The sequence below is a fragment of the Ruminococcus flavefaciens genome (genome assembly GCF_900143025.1).
Lineage (GTDB): Bacteria > Bacillota > Clostridia > Oscillospirales > Ruminococcaceae > Ruminococcus > Ruminococcus flavefaciens_I.
Window position 1 is genome coordinate 226,625 of the sequence record NZ_FRCT01000005.1, and the last position, 18,459, is coordinate 245,083.

General features: G+C 44.3%; 12 protein-coding genes. 11 read left to right on the plus strand and 1 reads right to left on the minus strand.

Features of this window, described 5'->3' with window-relative positions; genetic code table 11:
- The first annotated feature begins 61 nt into the window (after positions 1 to 61).
- The 10 genes from BUB28_RS07495 to BUB28_RS17005 all read left to right on the plus strand — a co-directional run bounded on the left by BUB28_RS07495 (position 62) and on the right by BUB28_RS17005 (position 11,696).
- Positions 62 to 1,813 (plus strand): Rqc2 family fibronectin-binding protein, encoded by a 1,752-nt coding sequence (locus BUB28_RS07495; protein WP_072950294.1) that lies wholly within the window; start codon positions 62 to 64, stop codon positions 1,811 to 1,813.
- Positions 1,814 to 1,815: 2 nt separating this feature from the next.
- Positions 1,816 to 2,334, plus strand: coding sequence for a DNA-3-methyladenine glycosylase (locus BUB28_RS07500; RefSeq protein ID WP_072950296.1), 519 nt, complete (start codon positions 1,816 to 1,818; stop codon positions 2,332 to 2,334).
- A 4-nt stretch (positions 2,335 to 2,338) separates the two neighbouring features.
- The gene (locus BUB28_RS07505; RefSeq protein WP_072950298.1) at positions 2,339 to 3,115 is read left to right on the plus strand and encodes a helix-turn-helix domain-containing protein; all 777 of its coding nucleotides are present in this window, start codon (positions 2,339 to 2,341) and stop codon (positions 3,113 to 3,115) included.
- Positions 3,116 to 3,554: 439 nt separating this feature from the next.
- On the plus strand, positions 3,555 to 4,361 hold the full coding sequence (locus BUB28_RS07510) for a polyphosphate polymerase domain-containing protein (protein ID WP_072950300.1): 807 nt from the start codon (positions 3,555 to 3,557) through the stop codon (positions 4,359 to 4,361).
- Between the two features lie 3 nt (positions 4,362 to 4,364).
- Entirely contained in the window at positions 4,365 to 5,105 is a 741-nt protein-coding gene (locus BUB28_RS07515; RefSeq protein WP_081373428.1) for a DUF4956 domain-containing protein, read from the plus strand.
- A gap of 93 nt (positions 5,106 to 5,198) precedes the next feature.
- Positions 5,199 to 6,746: a carbohydrate-binding domain-containing protein gene (locus tag BUB28_RS07520; RefSeq protein ID WP_072950301.1), complete on the plus strand. Its 1,548-nt coding sequence runs from the start codon at positions 5,199 to 5,201 to the stop codon at positions 6,744 to 6,746.
- Between the two features lie 486 nt (positions 6,747 to 7,232).
- Complete coding sequence (locus tag BUB28_RS07525; RefSeq protein ID WP_072950303.1) at positions 7,233 to 7,901, plus strand: hypothetical protein; 669 nt, start codon at positions 7,233 to 7,235, stop codon at positions 7,899 to 7,901.
- 66 nt (positions 7,902 to 7,967) lie between these two features.
- On the plus strand, positions 7,968 to 10,565 hold the full coding sequence (clpB, locus tag BUB28_RS07530) for an ATP-dependent chaperone ClpB (protein WP_072950304.1): 2,598 nt from the start codon (positions 7,968 to 7,970) through the stop codon (positions 10,563 to 10,565).
- Positions 10,566 to 10,970: 405 nt separating this feature from the next.
- Positions 10,971 to 11,246: an HU family DNA-binding protein gene (locus BUB28_RS07535; protein WP_028518446.1), complete on the plus strand. Its 276-nt coding sequence runs from the start codon at positions 10,971 to 10,973 to the stop codon at positions 11,244 to 11,246.
- Positions 11,247 to 11,264: 18 nt separating this feature from the next.
- Positions 11,265 to 11,696: a DUF6465 family protein gene (locus BUB28_RS17005; protein ID WP_072950306.1), complete on the plus strand. Its 432-nt coding sequence runs from the start codon at positions 11,265 to 11,267 to the stop codon at positions 11,694 to 11,696.
- 582 nt (positions 11,697 to 12,278) lie between these two features.
- Here the strand turns inward: BUB28_RS17005 and BUB28_RS07545 are convergent.
- A complete protein-coding gene (locus BUB28_RS07545; RefSeq protein ID WP_072950308.1) occupies positions 12,279 to 14,684 on the minus strand; it encodes a dockerin type I repeat-containing protein in 2,406 nt (801 codons plus the stop codon).
- Between the two features lie 327 nt (positions 14,685 to 15,011).
- Between BUB28_RS07545 and BUB28_RS16725 the strand changes: the two genes are divergently transcribed.
- Positions 15,012 to 18,413, plus strand: a complete 3,402-nt coding sequence (locus BUB28_RS16725) for a pectate lyase family protein (RefSeq protein ID WP_072950309.1) — start codon at positions 15,012 to 15,014, stop codon at positions 18,411 to 18,413.
- The last annotated feature ends 46 nt before the right edge of the window (positions 18,414 to 18,459 follow it).

The following is an 18,459-nucleotide window of genomic DNA, read 5'->3' on the forward strand; positions in this document are numbered from 1 at the left end:
ATACATATGCTTTTGTTGAAGCAGTAAAGCTGCACATAAAAATTAGCAAAGGAATGATCTTATGGCTCTTGACGGAGCTTTCTTATATGCAGTGAGAAAAGAACTTCTTCCGCTTATCGGTGGAAGAGTCGAGAAAATACACCAACCCTCCCGTGAGGAGGTAATAATTTCCATACGTACCCGAGGCGGCAGCAAAAAGCTCTATATATCCTCAAATGCAGGAAGTGCAAGGGTGCATATGACCGAAAACAACGTGGATAATCCACAGACTCCGCCTATGTTCTGTATGCTTCTTCGCAAGCGTCTTGGCAGCGGTAAGCTCATTGATATCAGGCAGGACGGATTGGAAAGAATACTCTTTCTTGACTTTGAGTGCGTAAACGAGCTGGGTGATGTGGTGACTGTTACACTTGCCTGCGAGATAATGGGACGGTGTTCAAATCTTGTTATCATTAGCCATGAAGGCAAGGTCATTGACAGTATCAAGCGTGTTGACGAGGATATGTCCCGTGAGAGACTTGTGCTCCCTGGTATGAAGTACACTATGCCGCCCCGTGATGACAGGCTGAATTTCCTTATAGCCGAGCCTGAGGAGATAGTGGAGCGTCTGCGCAGTACCGAGCCTAAAGAGCTTTCAAAGGCTCTTATACGCATATTCGAGGGTATTTCACCGATACTTGCCCGTGAGTGGGCGTTCTTTGCCGGCAGGGGAGCGCACCTTGAAAGCGATACCATTGACGGAGACCAGTTGGACAGACTTCTTTTTGTCATAAAGCGTACAAAGGGTCAGCTTGAAAACGGCGAGTGCTGTTTCTCAGTGGCGAGCGATAAGGAGGGACAGCTGAAGGACTTTTCCTTTATACGCCTTTCACAGTTCGGAACACTTATGTATACAAAGGAGATACCTACAGCCTCAGAGCTGCTGGACTATTTCTACTCCGAGCGTGACAGGGCTGCGCGTACAAAGCAGCGTGCAAACGACCTGTTTAAGCTGCTTATGAACCTTACGGAACGTACTTCAAGGCGTATCGCTGCACAGCGTGAGGAGCTCGATGCCTGTGCTGACAAGGAGCACGCTAAGCTCTGCGGCGACCTTATTTCCGCAAATATGTACCGCATACAGAAAGGGGACAGCAGTGCTACGGTGGAGAATTTCTACGACGAGAGCTGTCCGCAGATGACAATTGAGCTTGATGTGAGGAAAACTCCTGCACAGAATGCCCAGCATTATTATAACGAGTACAAGAAGTCGGTTACTGCCGAGGAAAAGCTGGCGGTGCAGATACAAAAGGGCGAGGAGGAGCTTCAGTATCTTGAAAGCGTATTTGACTCGCTGACAAGAGCGTCTTCCGAGAACGATATCATACAGCTGAGACTGGAGCTGCGCGAGCAGGGCTATATCCGCTATGCAGGCGGAAAGGCTAAGCCGCCAAAGGCTCTGCCGCCAATCGAGTATAAGTCCAGTGACGGATTTACAATACTTGTGGGACGAAATAATAAGCAGAACGACCAGCTCAGTCTCAAATTTGCTGAGAAATCCGATATTTGGCTGCATACTCAGCTTATTACAGGCTCTCACGTACTGATACTCACTGACGGAGAAACTCCTCCTGATAAGACTATCGAGGAGGCTGCAATAATTGCTGCGGTAAACAGCAGCGGCAGAAATTCGGGACTTGTGCCTGTTGACTACTGTCTTGCCAAATTTGTGAAAAAGCCTGCTGGTGCAAAGCCGGGAAAGGTTATCTTCACCAATTACAAAACTGCCTTTGTGAAGCCCGATGCGGAGCTTGAAGCGAGTCTGAGGGTATGAGCATGAATAAAAGACTTGATGCGGAGTTTTTTCACCGCGATGCTCTTGATGTAGCTCCCGACCTTGTTGGAAAGATACTCGTTCACAGACTTGCGGACGGCAGTGAGCTTCGGGAGCGTATCGCCGAGACAGAGGCGTACCGCGGTGAAGAGGATAAGGGCTGCCATGCGGCAAAGGGCAGGACTAAGCGCACAGAGCTGCTCTACGGAGAAAGCGGAGTCATTTATGTGTATCTCTGCTACGGTATGCACTGGCTTATGAATGTCATAACAGGCGAAAAGGACCAGCCTCAGGGCGTACTTCTACGTGCAGGAGAGCGCTTTGACGGACCTGCAAAGCTCACCAAGAACATGAAGGTGGACGGGGGCTTCAACGGTGTTTTCCTCAAGGATAATGAGGGCATATGGTTCGAGGACGACGGTTTCCGACCTGAAATAAGGACTGCGCCCCGTGTGGGCATCGACTACGCAGGTGACTACTGGAAGGATATAGAATGGCGGTTTATCGCTGACGGGAAGTGATAATGTGAATATACGCTGTACAGGCTGGAATTCCATATACAAAAGCGGTACTGTGATAAAAAAGCAGGCGGACGGGGAGTATATGCTCATGCTCATAAGGAGCAGAAGCTGCGTCAGCATAGACGGTGCGGTTATGCAGCTTCCTGCGGATACGCTTTTACTTTTCAGCGGCAGCTGCACTGCTCAGTGCAGTACAGATGAATGTGCGATGGTATGCGACTGGATATGCTTTGATGCAGGCGATGAGCAGGAGCTTATGGAGTCGCTGGAGCTTGAATATGACCGCCCTATATGCTTTGCGGATACAGAGTTCATATGCGGACTCATGCGCAATATAGCCGAGGAGTATTACTCTCTCGGAGCGCGAAGACTAAAAATGCTTGACAGTCTTATGAGGATACTTCTTGTAAAGCTGAGTGACGCGAGACTGCACAGGGATATAGCCGTGCAGACTTCCGAACCGCATTACGGACTGCTGATAGAGCTGAGAGAAAAGATATACCGCAATCCGCAGATGAAGTGGAATGTGGATACCATGGCGGCTTATGTGAATATGTCAAGGTCGTATTTTCAGCATCTTTACCGCGAGACCTTCGGTGTGTCATGTATTGCCGATGTTATAAGCGGCAAGATAGAAAAGGCGAAGGAGATACTCAGCGAAACGGACTGTACTGTTTCGCAGGTCGCAGCTATGTGCGGATATGACAACGAAGAGCATTTTATGAGGCAGTTCAAGAAAAATGTGGGGGTGACTCCTACCAAATACAGGAAGCAGGTTTGATGTTAAAAAATAGTTCACAATTAACAAATAATATTAACAGTAATGGCGGGTCAAACGACGAAATAACGGCATTTTTGTCAATTATTGCGGACTATTGTTCAATTGTTGCTATTTTTATGTTAAAAAGGGGTGAAAAGACTTAAAAGCAAGGCACACTCATGTCAAAATAATGGTATATTTCAACAAAATCACACAAAAAATTGTCATTTAGACATGAGGCAATTTTTCAATAAAAAGGTAAAGGACATTGTGCGGGGCGTACAAACGACGCATTATAGGGATAAATCAGCTTTTGTGACCTCTTTGTGGAATAAAGCTGAAGTTTTGGTGAATTTAACATATTCTTAAGACTATTTTAAGGAACGGTGACTATAATGTAATCAAATGATACGAAAGGAGTGTGAGACTCCGTGCGGAAAAGTCCGTTTCGGAGGTAGTTATGGCAATCAATACATTCGCTCGCAAAGAAATCAAGTTTCTCCTTAATATGGATCAGTATCACGGACTGATGGAGGTCATATCCGAGTATATGAATCCTGATGATTACTGCATAGGCGGTAAGGAGTATGGTATTTATAATATCTATTATGATACCCCAGATGATTACCTTATAAGAGAGTCACTCTCAAAGCCATATTACAAGGAAAAGATCAGACTTCGCAGCTATTATTCACCTGCTAAGCCTGATGACAAGGTTTTCCTTGAGATAAAGAAGAAGATCGGCGGAATTGTTACAAAGAGAAGAGTTTCAATGACCCTTGCTGATTCAGATGCATACTTTGCTGACCGAACAAAGCCTGCATATGATAAGTACATAACAGAGCAGGTTTTCAGAGAGCTCGATGTATTCCTTGACAATTATCCCATCGCACCAAAGCAGTATATCAGTTATCAGCGTGAGGCTTTCTTCGGAAAGTACGATCACGATTTCCGTCTTACGTTTGACAGAAAGATAACTGAGCGCCGCTATGATCTCGGACTGAACTATGAGAGCTACGGCAATTATATAATCGGCGTAGACCAGAGACTTATGGAGGTCAAGGTCTCAAATGCCATTCCCGACTGGCTGGTAAGCAAGATGTCAGAGCTTGGTATCTTCAAGACCAGCTTCTCAAAGTACGGCAGAGCATATCAGAACTTCGTTAAAACTCAGATCGAGGGTGCTCAGCAGACATCGGGAAGAAGGATTTATATATCAGGCATCTCAATGGTTAAGAATAACGTAATTATGAACAGGAGCGTATAATTTATGTTTGAACACGGTTTTTTCGGAAATGTACTTTCAAAGTATTATGAGTCAAGTGATTCGGTTTTGGGCATCAGCTCAACACTGACTACTATCAAGGCGGGAGAGTTTTTCCTCTGCGTCGGCGCAGCACTTCTTATAGGCTTCCTTATAAGCCTTATCTACATCGTGACTCATAGAAAAGAGGGTTATTCACAGAGCTATGTTCTGACCATGATAATGCTTCCGACTATCGTTTCACTTATACTTTTACTCATTAACACAACAGCAGGCGCACTCAGTCTGGCAGGTGCATTCACACTTGTACGATTCAGAAGCGTTGCGGGTGACCCGAAGGATATAGCATACATATTCTTTGCAATGGCAGCAGGTACAGCCTGCGGTATCGGATACATCGGATTTGCTATCGTATTCTTTGTTATCCTCGGCGTTGTAATGTTTATCCTCAGCGAGACAGACTTCGGCGGCTGCAAGAAGAGACATATGACTCTCAAGATCGCTATCCCCGAGAACCTTGATTATCAGGGCGTATTTGAGCCTGTTCTCGGCAGATACACAACATACCACAAGCTCAGAAGAGTTAAGACAACAAACTTCGGTACACTCTTTGAGCTTATCTACAGCGTTGATGTTCTTGATAACATCGACCAGAAGAAATTCGTTGATGAGCTCCGTGCTCTTAACGGAAATATGACGATCAACCTCGTATTCTTCAAGTATGACGATAAGATATACGAAGGCTGATAAATAGATAATTTAAAACCCTCTCCAGCAGATTTGTCAGGCTCTAATTATAGGTCTGACAAATTTTGCATATGGGGAAAAGGAGAGAAAGCTATGAAATATAGAAGGTTTATTGCAGCGGCTGCTGCACTTTTAACACTGATGACCGCAGTATCATGCGGAAAAGATGAAGTTCCTGAGTCGGACAAAGATAAAAACCCGACTATATATTCCGAGGATACGAGCAAGAGCTCTTCACAGAAGCTCGACTGGGGCGACAGCTCTCAGAATAAGCCGCAGAATAACGGTGGACAGAATAATGGCGGACCAAATAACGGTCAGAATAATATGCCTCAGCAGAATAGCGGCAACGGCGGCGGTATGCCTAACGGAAATGGTCCTCAGGGTGGAAATTCCGCGCCTTATATGGGCGGAAGCGGCTATCCATCAAATAACAACAGCAGCAATAATTTCTGGGGAAACAGTAATCCCAACGGCGGAAACCCGTACAGCGGCGGACAGCAGAGCGTTCCTAACTGGGGACAGTCAGGCGGCGGTACATGGGGCGGCGTACAGAATAACTATAACGGCGGCGGCTTCAGCGGTAATACAGGCGGAAACAATAACCAGGGCGGTGAAAACGGCGGCGGTGAGCAGAATCAGAATACACAGCCCAATACTCAGCCTGCAACACAGGCACCTACTGCGCCTGTCAACAGCTCTGAGGTCGAAGCGCCTGATGATACATTAAAGTATACTGCCGAGGTAACTCTTGGCAGTGATATAAACGTAAAGGGCAGTAATATAAAGGTGAACGGCTCGGTGGTAACTATTACCTCTGAGGGCGATTATATCTTTTCGGGAAGTCTTCCAAACGGTCAGATATGCGTTGATACAGCTTCTCCGACGGATAAGGTCACTATCGTGCTTAACGGCGTTGAGATATCCAATTCAAACGGTCCTGCTATCCTTATTGATGAGGCTAAGAAGTGTACTATCAAGGTCAAGGACGGTACAGCAAATTACCTTTCCGACGGCGGCGACAATAAGATATACGACGGTACTATCTTCTCCAATGATACTCTCAGACTCAAGGGCAACGGCGAGCTTTATATAACTGCAAACAATGCTCACGGTATATCCTGCGATGACGATATTATCGTCGATAACGGCACATATAATATCATTTCTGCAAAATCGGGCATATTTGTTCACGATGATATCACGATAAACGGCGGCAGAGTAAATATCAAGGGCGGCACAAACGGTATCAAGTCAAAGGGTACTATCAATATAAACGGTGGCTGTACAATGATATCGGGCGGCTTCAAGGAGGAGAAGCGTTCCATTTATGCTATGGGAACCTTCAGCTATACAGGCGGATATGTTTTTGCAGCAGGCAATCAGGTATCTGTTCCTACATACTCTGAAAGACCTTATGTGGTCATGGACCTTGTTGACCCTGTAGAAGGCGGAAACAGTGTTGAAATGGTGCTCAATGATATCCAGATGGCTACATTTGTTCCGCATACAGAATTCAGAAGCCTTATGATGCTTGCACCTGAAATATCAGCAGGGAATACATTCTATGCTGTTATCAATGGCGAAAATACAGAACAGTATACCATTGAAGAAGGACTTAATCTGTTTACGACTAAATAAAAGAATTATTGTATAATAAATGTAAATATGTAATAAGTGAAAACTTATTCACATAAAATTAACTTGAAAAAATATGAAAAAACAAGCAAAAGTACACATAAGTATATTTTTGTAGATAAATGTATATTGTAAAGTACGGGATAATGCAATATAATAAATACAGCAAATGAAGATTATTGGTATTCAACATCAAGTACCCTCCCCTCTCATGTGCTTGATATTGAGTATTAGTTCACTTGCACGCCATAGAAATAGTTTTGTCAAGTAATAAAACTAACCCCTTTCATTTGTAATTTTTTCATGTTTTCTATTCTCAATAATTTGTTTTAACTTATCGTCTATGGCTCGACCCACAGTGCTAAACGAGAAATCGTTTGGGTCGAATATCCGCTCCCTCTGAGCGGATTTTTTTTACATTGTGAAACTTGCGTGAAAGATTATATAATCCGCTTGACAAATTCTATAACCTGTGTTAGAATATATGTAATGAAGAAGGGAAGTGATGTACCCGTGAAAAAGAGTGTATACAGCCTTGTCCTAATGGACGATGTTATAAAAGCTGTGGACAAAGAGGCTTACAGGCTGGGGACGAGCCGCTCAAATCTTATAAATCAGATACTTGCAGAGCATTTATCCTGTGTTACCCCCGAAATGCGTATGAGGGAGATATTTGAACAGGTGGCAGAGCTGGTCAGCAGCAGCTTCCTGATACAGGAACAGCGTTCGCCGTCACTTATGACCGTAAAAACCGCGCTGGAATATAAGTACAGACCTACTATAAATTATAAGGTGGAGCTGGAACGATCGCCGTCGGATCATATCGGTACTCTCAGAGTTAACATAAGGACGCAGAGCTCGGCGCTTATTGATATGTTTCACAGCTTTTTTGCCTATCGTGCAAAGCTTGAAAAAACGTATCTGCAACAGCTTGGTATAAATAAGTACAGCTGCGAGATAGGTGACGGAAGCTTTTCGAGGGCTCTTATAAATACCGGAAAGCTTACGGGAGAACAGCTTGGCGAAGCAATAGGCGAGTACATCAAGGATCTTGACCACGCCGTAAAGGTGTATTTTGCGGATCCTGCCAACTTTGGCGAGAGCGCACATATTCTTGAAAAGAATTACCGATTGCTGTTAAGCAGGTATATTATTTAGTAAGCAAAAAAGAGTATTCAATGAATAATTTTTGATAAGAAAGAAAATGTGAATGGAGGAATAAATATGAATGCAGAGAAATTGACACAGAAATCCATTGACGCTGTTAGAAAAGCGCAGAGCATCGCTGTAATGCTCTCAAATTCCGTTATCGAGCCTATACACCTGCTTGCAGGACTGGTTCGTCAGGAAAACGGACTTATACCGCAGCTCCTTAAAAAGATGAATATAGACGAGGATATCTTCGACTCTGAGGTTGAGAAGAAGATGAACCTTCTCCCGAAGGTAACGGGAAGCGGCAGAAGCAGTAATATCGGCATATCGGCTGAGTGCGACAGAGTTCTCACATCGGCTGAGGGCATCGCTGCAAATATGAAGGACGAATTCGTTTCCGTAGAGCATCTTATGCTTGCTCTTATCGACAGCAAGGACAGAGATGTTTCACAGCTTTTCGGCACATTCAATATCACCCGTGACAGCTTTCTCAGCGCACTTATGTCCGTCAGAGGAAATACCAGAGTCACCAGTGAAAATCCGGAGGATACCTACGATGTGCTCACAAAATACGGTCAGGAGCTTGTCGGGCTTGCCAGGAGAAATAAACTCGACCCCGTTATCGGACGTGACAGCGAGATACGAAACGTTATCCGCATACTCTCAAGAAAAACGAAAAATAACCCTGTGCTCATCGGTGAACCGGGCGTTGGTAAAACTGCGATCGCTGAGGGACTTGCCCTTCGTATCGTGGCAGGAGATGTCCCCGACAGCCTTAAAGACCGCAAGGTCTTCTCGCTTGATATGGGAGCTCTCGTCGCAGGAGCAAAGTACAGAGGCGAATTTGAGGAGCGTCTGAAGGCTGTCCTCAATGAGATAAAGAACAGCAACGGACAGATACTTCTCTTTATTGATGAGCTCCACACTATCGTTGGTGCAGGAAAGACCGACGGTGCTATGGACGCAGGCAACCTTTTAAAGCCTATGCTTGCAAGAGGTGAGCTCCACTGTATCGGTGCTACCACACTTAATGAGTACCGTCAGTACATCGAAAAAGACCCTGCTCTTGAAAGACGTTTCCAGCCTGTTATGGTCGATGAGCCAAGCGTTGAGGATACTATATCCATACTTCGTGGACTCAAGGAGCGTTATGAGGTCTTCCACGGCGTAAAGATAAGCGATAATGCACTTATTTCGGCAGCAATGCTTTCAAATCGTTATATAACAGACCGTTTCCTCCCAGATAAGGCTATTGACCTTATAGATGAGGCTTGTGCGACTATACGTACTGAAATGGACTCCATGCCAACTGAGCTGGACGTTATCTCACGTAAGATAGTACAGCTGGAAATTGAAGAAGCTGCGCTCAAAAAGGAAAGCGACAATATCTCTCAGGAACACCTTGAGGAGATTCAGAAGGAGCTTGCAGAGCTGCGTGAGAAGTTCAACAGCATGAAGGCTAAGTGGGAAAACGAAAAGAATGATATCTCCGCTGTTCAGAAGCTCCGTGAGGAGATAGAGCGTACAGGCGGCGAGATAGATAAGGCTGAGCGTGAGTACGACCTTAACAAGGCTGCTGAGCTGAAATACGGCAAGCTGCCGCAGCTCCAGAAAGAACTGGAGGAGCTTGAAAAGCAGGCAGAGCATGACGTGGAGAATGGCAGACTCCTCCGTGATAAGGTAACAGAGGACGAGATCGCAAAGATCGTATGCCGCTGGACAGGTATCCCTGTATCAAAGCTTATGGAAGGCGAAAAGGAAAAGATACTGGGACTGGAAGGACTTCTCCATAAGAGAGTCATCGGACAGGACGAGGCTGTTACAAAGGTAAGCGAAGCTATACTGCGTTCTCGTGCAGGTATACAGGCTCCCGACAGACCTATCGGTTCATTCCTCTTCCTCGGTCCTACAGGTGTGGGCAAGACAGAGCTTGCAAAGGCACTCTCAGAGATACTCTTTGACGATGAGAGAAATATTATCCGTATCGACATGAGCGAATATATGGAGAAATTCAGCGTAAGCAGACTCATTGGTGCGCCTCCAGGATATGTTGGTTATGATGAGGGCGGTCAGCTCACAGAGGCAGTCCGCAGAAAGCCGTACTCTGTAGTTCTCTTTGATGAGATAGAAAAGGCTCACCCCGATGTGTTCAATATACTGCTTCAGGTGCTTGATGACGGTCGTATCACAGACTCACAGGGCAGAACAGTTGATTTCAAGAATACTATTATAATACTCACATCTAATTTAGGTTCTCCGTATATACTTGAAGGTATTGACGAAAACGGTGAGATAACCGATGAGGCACGTTCACAGGTAGAGGGACTTCTTAAAACGCAGTTCAGACCTGAGTTCCTCAACCGTCTTGATGAGATAATCTTCTATAAGCCGCTGGCTAAAACAGAGATAATCAAGATAGTTGACCTTATGTTGGCTGACCTTCAGAAGCGTCTGGACGACAAGCATATACGTATAAATGTAAGCGAGGCTGCTAAGAATTATATCGTTGAGTGCGGTTATGATCCTAATTTCGGTGCAAGACCGCTCAGAAGATTTATTCAGCGCAATGTTGAGACACTTGCGGCTAAGCGTATAATAGGCGGCAACCTTTCCGCAGGCGATGTCATTGATATAGACATAGACGCAAACGGCAAGCTGGTCGCAGATTGATAAATAAAACAAAGCCATAGTTTTCCTGATGAAAAGTCGGAAATACTATGGCTTTTTATTTTTTTGATGGCTAAAGGTCAAGTGCAAAAGTCGGATATTTTGGGCGTGTTCACAAAATATTAAGAAAATCAGAGACGAAAACGTTGATTTTTTTACCTTCAAAGAGCTGAAATCACTCTATATTTCGGAATATTTTAGACATAATATACAAAAAGTAAAATAAAAAATGGGCGGCAGCACCGTTTTCAACGGAAAATAGGCAAATTCTATGGCGGTTTTGAATAAAAATGGGGCGGTATACAGCCAAATATAGGTGGATTTGTCATTTTTTTTTGAAATTCTTGACAAATCGTTATAAAGGGTATATAATTCAATTGTAAAATCTATTTTATGGAGGATAAAACTATGACAAAGACCGAGTTAATCAGTGCAGTTGCCGACAAGGCTGACTTCACAAAGAAGAACGCAGAGACTGCTGTAAACGCTATCATCTCAACAATTACAGATGCTCTCGCAAGCGGTGAGAAGGTTTCAATCGTAGGCTTTGGAACATTTGAAGTACGTGACCGTAAGGAGAAGCAGGTAATCAATCCTCAGACAAAGAAGATGATGACAGCTCCTGCATCAAAGGCTCCTGCTTTCAAGGCTGGTCAGGCATTCAAGAACGCTGTTAACAAGTAATTCAAGGAGGATACTATCATGGCAGAAAAGAAGACTGCAGATACAAAAGTAGTTGAGACAGCTGCTGTTGCAGCTGATACAAAGGCAACAGCTGAGAAGAAGGCATCTGCTGCTAAGGCAACAGCTGCAAAGAAGCCTGCTGAAAAGAAGGCAACAGCTGCAAAGAAGGCTCCTGCTGCAAAGAAGCCTGCTGAGAAGAAAGCAACAACTGCAAAGAAGCCGGCTGCTGAGAAGAAGCCTGCTGCTAAGAAGACTGCAGCTGCTGTTGAAAGCAAGGTAGTGATCCAGGGAAGAGGCACAGAGGTAAATACCGATGAGCTTATCAAGAAGGCAATAAAGGCTTCAGGCAAGAAGAATGCTGAGAAGGTTGATCTTTATGTTATTCCTGAGGCAAACAAGGTTTACTATGTAATTGATGGTGTGCCAAGCGGCGACATCGATCTCTTCTAAGAATTCTTTAAGCTCCGCTTTATGCGGAGCTTTTTGTATATATAAGCATAAACAAGGCTCTCCATAACCTCGATACCCATATAGCAGTTTTGTAGTATTTATTGAGAGAACCCCTTTTGAAAAAGGGGCTCCTCTGACGGAGGACGTCCCCTCTGTCACTGCGTGACATCTCCCCACACTGTGGGGAGTCACTCTCAAACTCTCTCCCGAAAACTTTCAGTTTTATTTTTTCTCAGATAGGGCACACCGAAAATAAAAAAGCCCTGCAAGTAATGCAGGGTGTGCCCTATCTGAGAAAAAATCAGCTAAAAAAGTCTTTGGAAAGGGGTTCGGGGGAAAGCCTTTCTTCAGAAAGGTTTCCCCCGATAAATAGTATAAGCTTCTATATTAGTACCACGGTTACGGAGAGCCTTTTAACTATATCATGGTTTTATTGGGGCTTGTGTAAAAACGTGTGTGTTAAGCTTATTCTGCGCTTTCGATAGTAACCTTAAAGGAGATTTCTACATTAAGGCATAAAGTATAAGCGTAATAATATGTCGGATGAAAGTTTCATGAATATGTTTCAGTTGTTGTAACTATTTAGATAATTGTTTTATTAGTGACTGTTGTAACTACAGGCTGCTCGCTGTGGTTATTGTCCGATACAGGCTTTGGATCAATACCGAGGAGTATGCGTTGTATTGAAAGTGCGTCCAGAGTTGAAATTCCATCGCCGTTCATATCACCGAGTGCAATTCCTCTTTTTGTGATATGTTGTGCGTCAGTACCGTTTTCGCCGTACTTGTTAGGATTTGCAAGAGACTGCATTATAAGAACAACGTCGCCCATGTCGAGTGAACCGTCTCCGTTGGCATCTCCCTTATCGCCGCTGTATTCTTCAACTTCAAGTTCGCTGCGGATGATAGTATTTGTATCAGGAGAAACATAGATATTACCTGAAACAATGTCGCCCTTGCGGATATCTGAGTCAAAGCAACTGTTTATAGTGTAAGCACCAACGTTGCTTATAACAAATCCGTTTTCTGAACCGATAGTGAAGTCTGTAACCTCAGCGTTGTTGATCTTTACGAGCTTAGCTGACTTATCAGCTGAATTGATGTAGACTATAAAAGAGAATTCAACTGATTGTGTGTCATAAACAGTGCGGTCGGATGATTCACCTTCTACATTGCACTTGAAGCTGCCGTCTGTACCAATTTTTACGATATAAGTACCGCCCTTGAGTGTGTTGAACTCATCGGCTGAAACAGAAGTATCACCGTCAAGTGACTCTATCTTGATGTATTTAGGATAAATGTTTGTAACATTCCATATGTAATCAGTTCTTAAAGTTTCGCCGTTGCCCTTGTTTGACCACCTGCTTACGCTGTGATAAGCGTTGATAACAAGACCACTCAGATCGAGTTTTTCACCCTCGTCATAGATAGTCTTTGTAGGGATAGTTTTTATCTTTTCGAAGTGGTCAACACCTGTACCGTACATCCATCGCTCGGGTTCTGTATAAGTTGTTGAATTGTCGGGAACATCGTTATTTGTACCGCCGTAAGGGTAAGATACATTAGCTGTTGTGGTAGGGCTCGGGTTATAGTGAGTTGTAACAGAATATAGATCAATGCTGAAAATATCATAGAGATAGTTTACAGCCATATAGCTTTGATTAGCAGTTACTATTATATTATCGCCCTTATTGAGGCTCTTTAGTATTTCTGTGACTTTTTCATCGGAAAGACCGCCTTCGAGACGGAGAGAACTTAAAGTGTATTTTATACCGTTGCTGAGATAAAGCTCCTTATAGCTACCACAATCAGCATAGCTGTCGAAAGTACCTCTGAACGATGTGCGGTCATATTCTTTGACGCTTGTTACCGGAGCAGTTAACGTAGTTGTGATCGTAGTAGTTGTTACGGGCTGAGAAGTAACAGCTCTGCGGACAGTTACCTTAAATGATTGCTTAGCCATTCCTTCGCCTTCGCCGTATGTTACGTAGATAGTATAAGTACCCGGCTTCGTGTTGTCAAATTCAGATGAGTCTACCTTGAAATACTTTGAATCTATTGGCTGTGGGAAAGTATCTCCGAGCATTCCGAGAGAATCATATACGGTTCCGTATGCGCTTCCGCCTGTGAAATCAAGCTCTTCACCGATATTGTATTCGGTTTTTTCAGGAGGGATCAGGGAAAGAGCATATTGTTTCCAGTATTCTGTAGTAGCAGGCAATGTCGTGTTAATGCAGGTGGTCGTTGTCGTTATTGATGTCTGGACGCTTGTTGCTGTAGTTGTGCCTTCAAGAGTCTTTTCTATATTAATAATAGTATCAGAAGCTGAAAGGGTAACATTTATTATATTGCCCTTGCTGAGCGAATTGACGACCGCTGCAAGTGATTCGCCATATGGATATTTTTCGTTGTTGATGAAATAGAGATAACCATCCTCTGCATGGTCGAAAACGCCTGCGATACCGTGAACTTCATTATCCTCCACAGTTACAGTGGTATCGTTTTCTGTGCTTGCACTTTTGAAAGTGATGATGTAATGATCGTCTGTATGCTCGGGATTATCCACATATGTATATTCCATATTCAGTTTTTCACCGACTTGGGGTTTGTGACCGAGCTTGTTTGTGAGGTGCTGTAATTCAAGGGGAGCATTGAAGAAGTATTTTCCTGCCTTGTCGAGAGTTACTGAATCATTGTCGACAGCAGTTATAATACCGCTTGCGCTGGCTGTTATTGTAGGGAAACAGCATGAAGCAGCAGGATAGCAGTCATAACAAGCAGCACAGCCGTTTGAAGCAACCTGAATTTCGGATTTCGGTACGTTCTTATGACACATCATGCATTGCACCGTTTCGACCTCTTGTGTGTCATCAGCGGCTATAGCATTTAGTGGTGCCACCGTTGCGGTAGTGGTGGTCGGTGCAGCAGACAGCATAGATGCTGACATTGCAGCTGCAAGTGTGATTGATAATAATTTTTTGAATAGCATAAATATACCTCCTTTGTAAAATTTTCATGCCTTCTATTTATTAGACGTACCACAATATGAAAACTCTCACATGAATATTGTGAACATTTTGTTAAGAAATATATAGTTTTTATTACGGTATATAATATAAAAATAGTAATATAATTACTGTTCAAGTCAATAATTGACAGATTGTGTGAGATAATAAATACTTATAGCACAAAATATCACCTAAGAAGTATTATATGTCATTGAAAATAACTACATCGGAATATATAATATAATCAGTGAGATAAGGATGCAATAGGCATACTTTTCAGAGGATATTAAAATCCGGAGGGATCTGTAATGAGAAACACTAACTTTAAAAAAAGAGCAGCATCTGCTGCGGCTGCGGCTGTTATCACACTATCCGCGGCAGTCGGAACATCGGGAAACGTATTCACATCAGATGTCGGTCCATCTGTGATGACCGTGTATGCGGCTGAGAGCAGCGTGAAGGTACTCAGCTCGGCAGGCTACGGCGAGGGCGTGTATGCCACATGGTCATCGGTATCGGGCGCATCGGGCTATAATGTCTATGTTGACGGCACTCAGATAGACAGTATGCTCATAAGACAGTACAGCGGATACATGAGAGCTGATGCAGTAGGTCTCAGGGCAGGAAGCCACACTATTAAAATAGTACCTGTCATAGGCGGCAGGGAAGATGCTTCAAAGTCTGCCGAAACAAAGGTGAATGCATATGCACACGACAGAAGCGGTTTTGCTTTCGTAGGCGGCAGCGCAAGCGGTGCATACAATGCAGACGGCACTCTCAAGAGCAATGCCATTGTTGTTTACGTTACCAACTCAAATAAGGACAGTGTCACGGCAAGTATTGATGCTACAGGTAAGGGCGCAGAGACTCTTACAGGCGTGCAGAACATCATTACAGGCTATAAAAAGGGAAAAGAAGCGAGACCGTTAAATATACGCTTCATCGGAAACATCACGGATCCCTCAGTTCTCACTAAGGGCGATCTTATGCTTGATTCAGTAAAGGCAGGCTGTACTGTTGAGGGAATTGGAAACGATGCGACTCTCAACGGCTTCGGACTTGTTATGAAAAACTGCTCAAACGTTGAGGTAAGAAATCTCGGTTTTATGAACTGTAACAGCAACGAGGGCGATAACTGCGGTCTGCAGCAGAATAACGACCATGTGTGGGTGCATAACTGCGACTTCTTCTACGGTGATGCAGGCTCCGATGCAGATCAGGTAAAGGGCGACGGAGCGCTTGATACAAAGACATCTACATATATAACTCATTCCTATAATCATTTCTGGGACAACGGTAAGTGCAACTTACAGGGCATGAAGTCTGAGTCGACTGAGAATTACATCACATACCACCATAACTGGTACGATCACTCAGACTCCCGCCACCCCAGAATAAGGACCTGCTCGGTGCACTGCTACAATAACTATTTTGACGGCAATGCAAAGTACGGCGTAGGCGTTACAATGGGAGCTTCCTGCTTCGTTGAGAACAACTATTTCAGAAACTGCAAATATCCTATGCTCATATCCATGCAGGGCTCAGATGATATCACAGGAGGTACATTCTCAGGTGAAGCAGGCGGAGTTATAAAGTCCTTCGGCAATATTATGACAGGTCAGAAGGCTTATACTACCTATCAGCAGAATAATACGGATTTCGATGCTTATGAGGCATCGTCAAAAACAGAGAAAATAGGTTCCAATGTAAAGGCAAAAAGCGGCGGAACTTCATATAACAATTTCGATACATCGGGTGTCATGTACAGCTATACTCCCGACAATGCCAAAGATGTACCTTCAATAGTAACTTCAAAGGCAGGCAGAGTTGACGGCGGCGATTTTAAGTGGCAGTTCAACAATGCTGTTGACGATGAGAGTTATGCGGTAAATCAGGGACTCAAATCCGCACTTGTGGCATATAAGGGCAGTGTAACAGCTATCGGCAGCGGCTTCAAGGAGGATAATACTCCTGCACCTGTTGTAACGACAACAACGGTTCTTCAGCCTGTAGCTACTGATATAACTACTACAACTACAGTATCTCAGACATCTGCTGTGACCACAACAGTACAGTCTGTGGTTACTCCGGTAACAGGTGCAAATATAATCTTCGCTTCACCTAACGGCGGAGGCGACGGAAAGTCAGTAAGCTCTCCAACAGACGTACTTACAGCTATAAAATCTGTACCAGCAGGCGGCACTATCTATCTGCTGGCAGGTACATACAAATGCAGCTCACCTATTATTATTGAAGAGAGCAATGCAGGCAAGGCAGGTTCATACAAGACTATCACTCCTTGTCCAAATGCAGATGTAAAATTCGACTTCTCGGGTGAAGCTGTATCGGGCACTAACCGCGGCTTTGTCCTTGACGGCTCATACTGGCACTTCTACGGCTTTGAGATAGCAAATGCAGGCGACAACGGTATGCTTCTCTCAGGCGATAACAATATCATTGAAATGATGCTGTTTGACGGCAATCAGGATACAGGTCTCCAGATATCAAGGTATAACGGTTCTTACACAAGTGTATCACAGTGGCCTTCAAATAACCTTGTAAAGAACTGCACATCGCGCAATAACTGCGATGACGCAACAATGGAAAATGCAGACGGTTTTGCTGCAAAGCTTACCTGTGGTGAGGGCAATGTATTCGACGGCTGTATCGCATACTGTAACTCTGACGACGGCTGGGATTTATACGCAAAGACGGAAACAGGTCCTATAGGCGTTGTTACTATAAAGAATTGTATCTCATTCCGTAACGGTTTCACGGAAAACGGCAAGGGCTACGGAGACTGTGACGGAAACGGCTTCAAGCTTGGCGGCGGCGGTGTTGGCACACGCCACATCGTTGAGAACTGCCTCGCATTCGAGAACCTCAACTGCGGATTTACAGACAATAATAACCCGAAATTCGGCGATATGAAGAACTGCACCGCGTACAATAACGGTATCGGCGGCAAGGGCAAGGCAAACTATATGGTATACCGCTGCGATACCTCTGCAACCTTCAACAGTGTTATTTCATACATCAACACAGGCAGGGTATCAAAGACAAATGCGGCAGGCATAAAGGTCTCAAATGACAAGTTTGTTGGAAATATGTCCAATTCAGTGTATTACAACAGCAAGTACTACTTTGCCAAGTCAAATACAACGATGACCAACGGTGCGAAGCTGGGCGATGTCATTACTCCTGCTGACGGCGATTTTATGACCCTTAACGTTGCTGCTATGGGTACGGATTTCCACAAGACATGGAGAAATGCAGACGGCTCTCCTAAGACAGGCGGATTTGCCGAAACAGCATCGGGAAGCGCGTACAAGAGCATAGGCTATCATATGAGCAGCGGAGTCAAGCAGGTTTCAACTCCTGATCCATATGCAAACGGTACATCTGCTCCTGTGCAGACAACAACTACTGCTTCTGCAACCACAACCAGCACCACAACTACTGCTGTGACTACTACATCTGTAATTGCAGGCAGCGGCGTAGCAGGTGATGCAAATGGTGACGGCGAGGTGGATTTCGGCGATATCGTGCTTATCATGCAGAGTCTCGCAAATCCGAACAAGTATCAGATAGCTCCCGAGAACCGCGATAATGCCGATGTGCACCAAAAGGGCAACGGTATTACCAACGGAGATGCTTTGACTATACAGAAATATCTCTTAAAGCTCATTCCCACTCTCCCCGAATCATAAACAGATCGGGTCTCATAATAAATGATATTATGGAAAAAGGAACCTT

Excerpts from the sequence above, each read along its gene's own strand:
- BUB28_RS07495 (WP_072950294.1), top strand. The coding sequence starts at position 62 with ATGGCTCTTGACGGAGCTTTCTTATATGCAGTGAGAAAAGAACTTCTT.
- BUB28_RS07500 (WP_072950296.1), top strand. The coding sequence starts at position 1,816 with ATGAATAAAAGACTTGATGCGGAGTTTTTTCACCGCGATGCTCTTGAT.
- BUB28_RS07510 (WP_072950300.1), top strand. The coding sequence starts at position 3,555 with ATGGCAATCAATACATTCGCTCGCAAAGAAATCAAGTTTCTCCTTAAT.
- BUB28_RS07515 (WP_081373428.1), top strand. The coding sequence starts at position 4,365 with ATGTTTGAACACGGTTTTTTCGGAAATGTACTTTCAAAGTATTATGAG.
- BUB28_RS07520 (WP_072950301.1), top strand. The coding sequence starts at position 5,199 with ATGAAATATAGAAGGTTTATTGCAGCGGCTGCTGCACTTTTAACACTG.
- BUB28_RS07525 (WP_072950303.1), top strand. The coding sequence starts at position 7,233 with ATGAAGAAGGGAAGTGATGTACCCGTGAAAAAGAGTGTATACAGCCTT.
- clpB (WP_072950304.1), top strand. The coding sequence starts at position 7,968 with ATGAATGCAGAGAAATTGACACAGAAATCCATTGACGCTGTTAGAAAA.
- BUB28_RS07535 (WP_028518446.1), top strand. The coding sequence starts at position 10,971 with ATGACAAAGACCGAGTTAATCAGTGCAGTTGCCGACAAGGCTGACTTC.
- BUB28_RS17005 (WP_072950306.1), top strand. The coding sequence starts at position 11,265 with ATGGCAGAAAAGAAGACTGCAGATACAAAAGTAGTTGAGACAGCTGCT.
- BUB28_RS07545 (WP_072950308.1), bottom strand. The coding sequence starts at position 14,684 with ATGCTATTCAAAAAATTATTATCAATCACACTTGCAGCTGCAATGTCA.
- BUB28_RS16725 (WP_072950309.1), top strand. The coding sequence starts at position 15,012 with ATGAGAAACACTAACTTTAAAAAAAGAGCAGCATCTGCTGCGGCTGCG.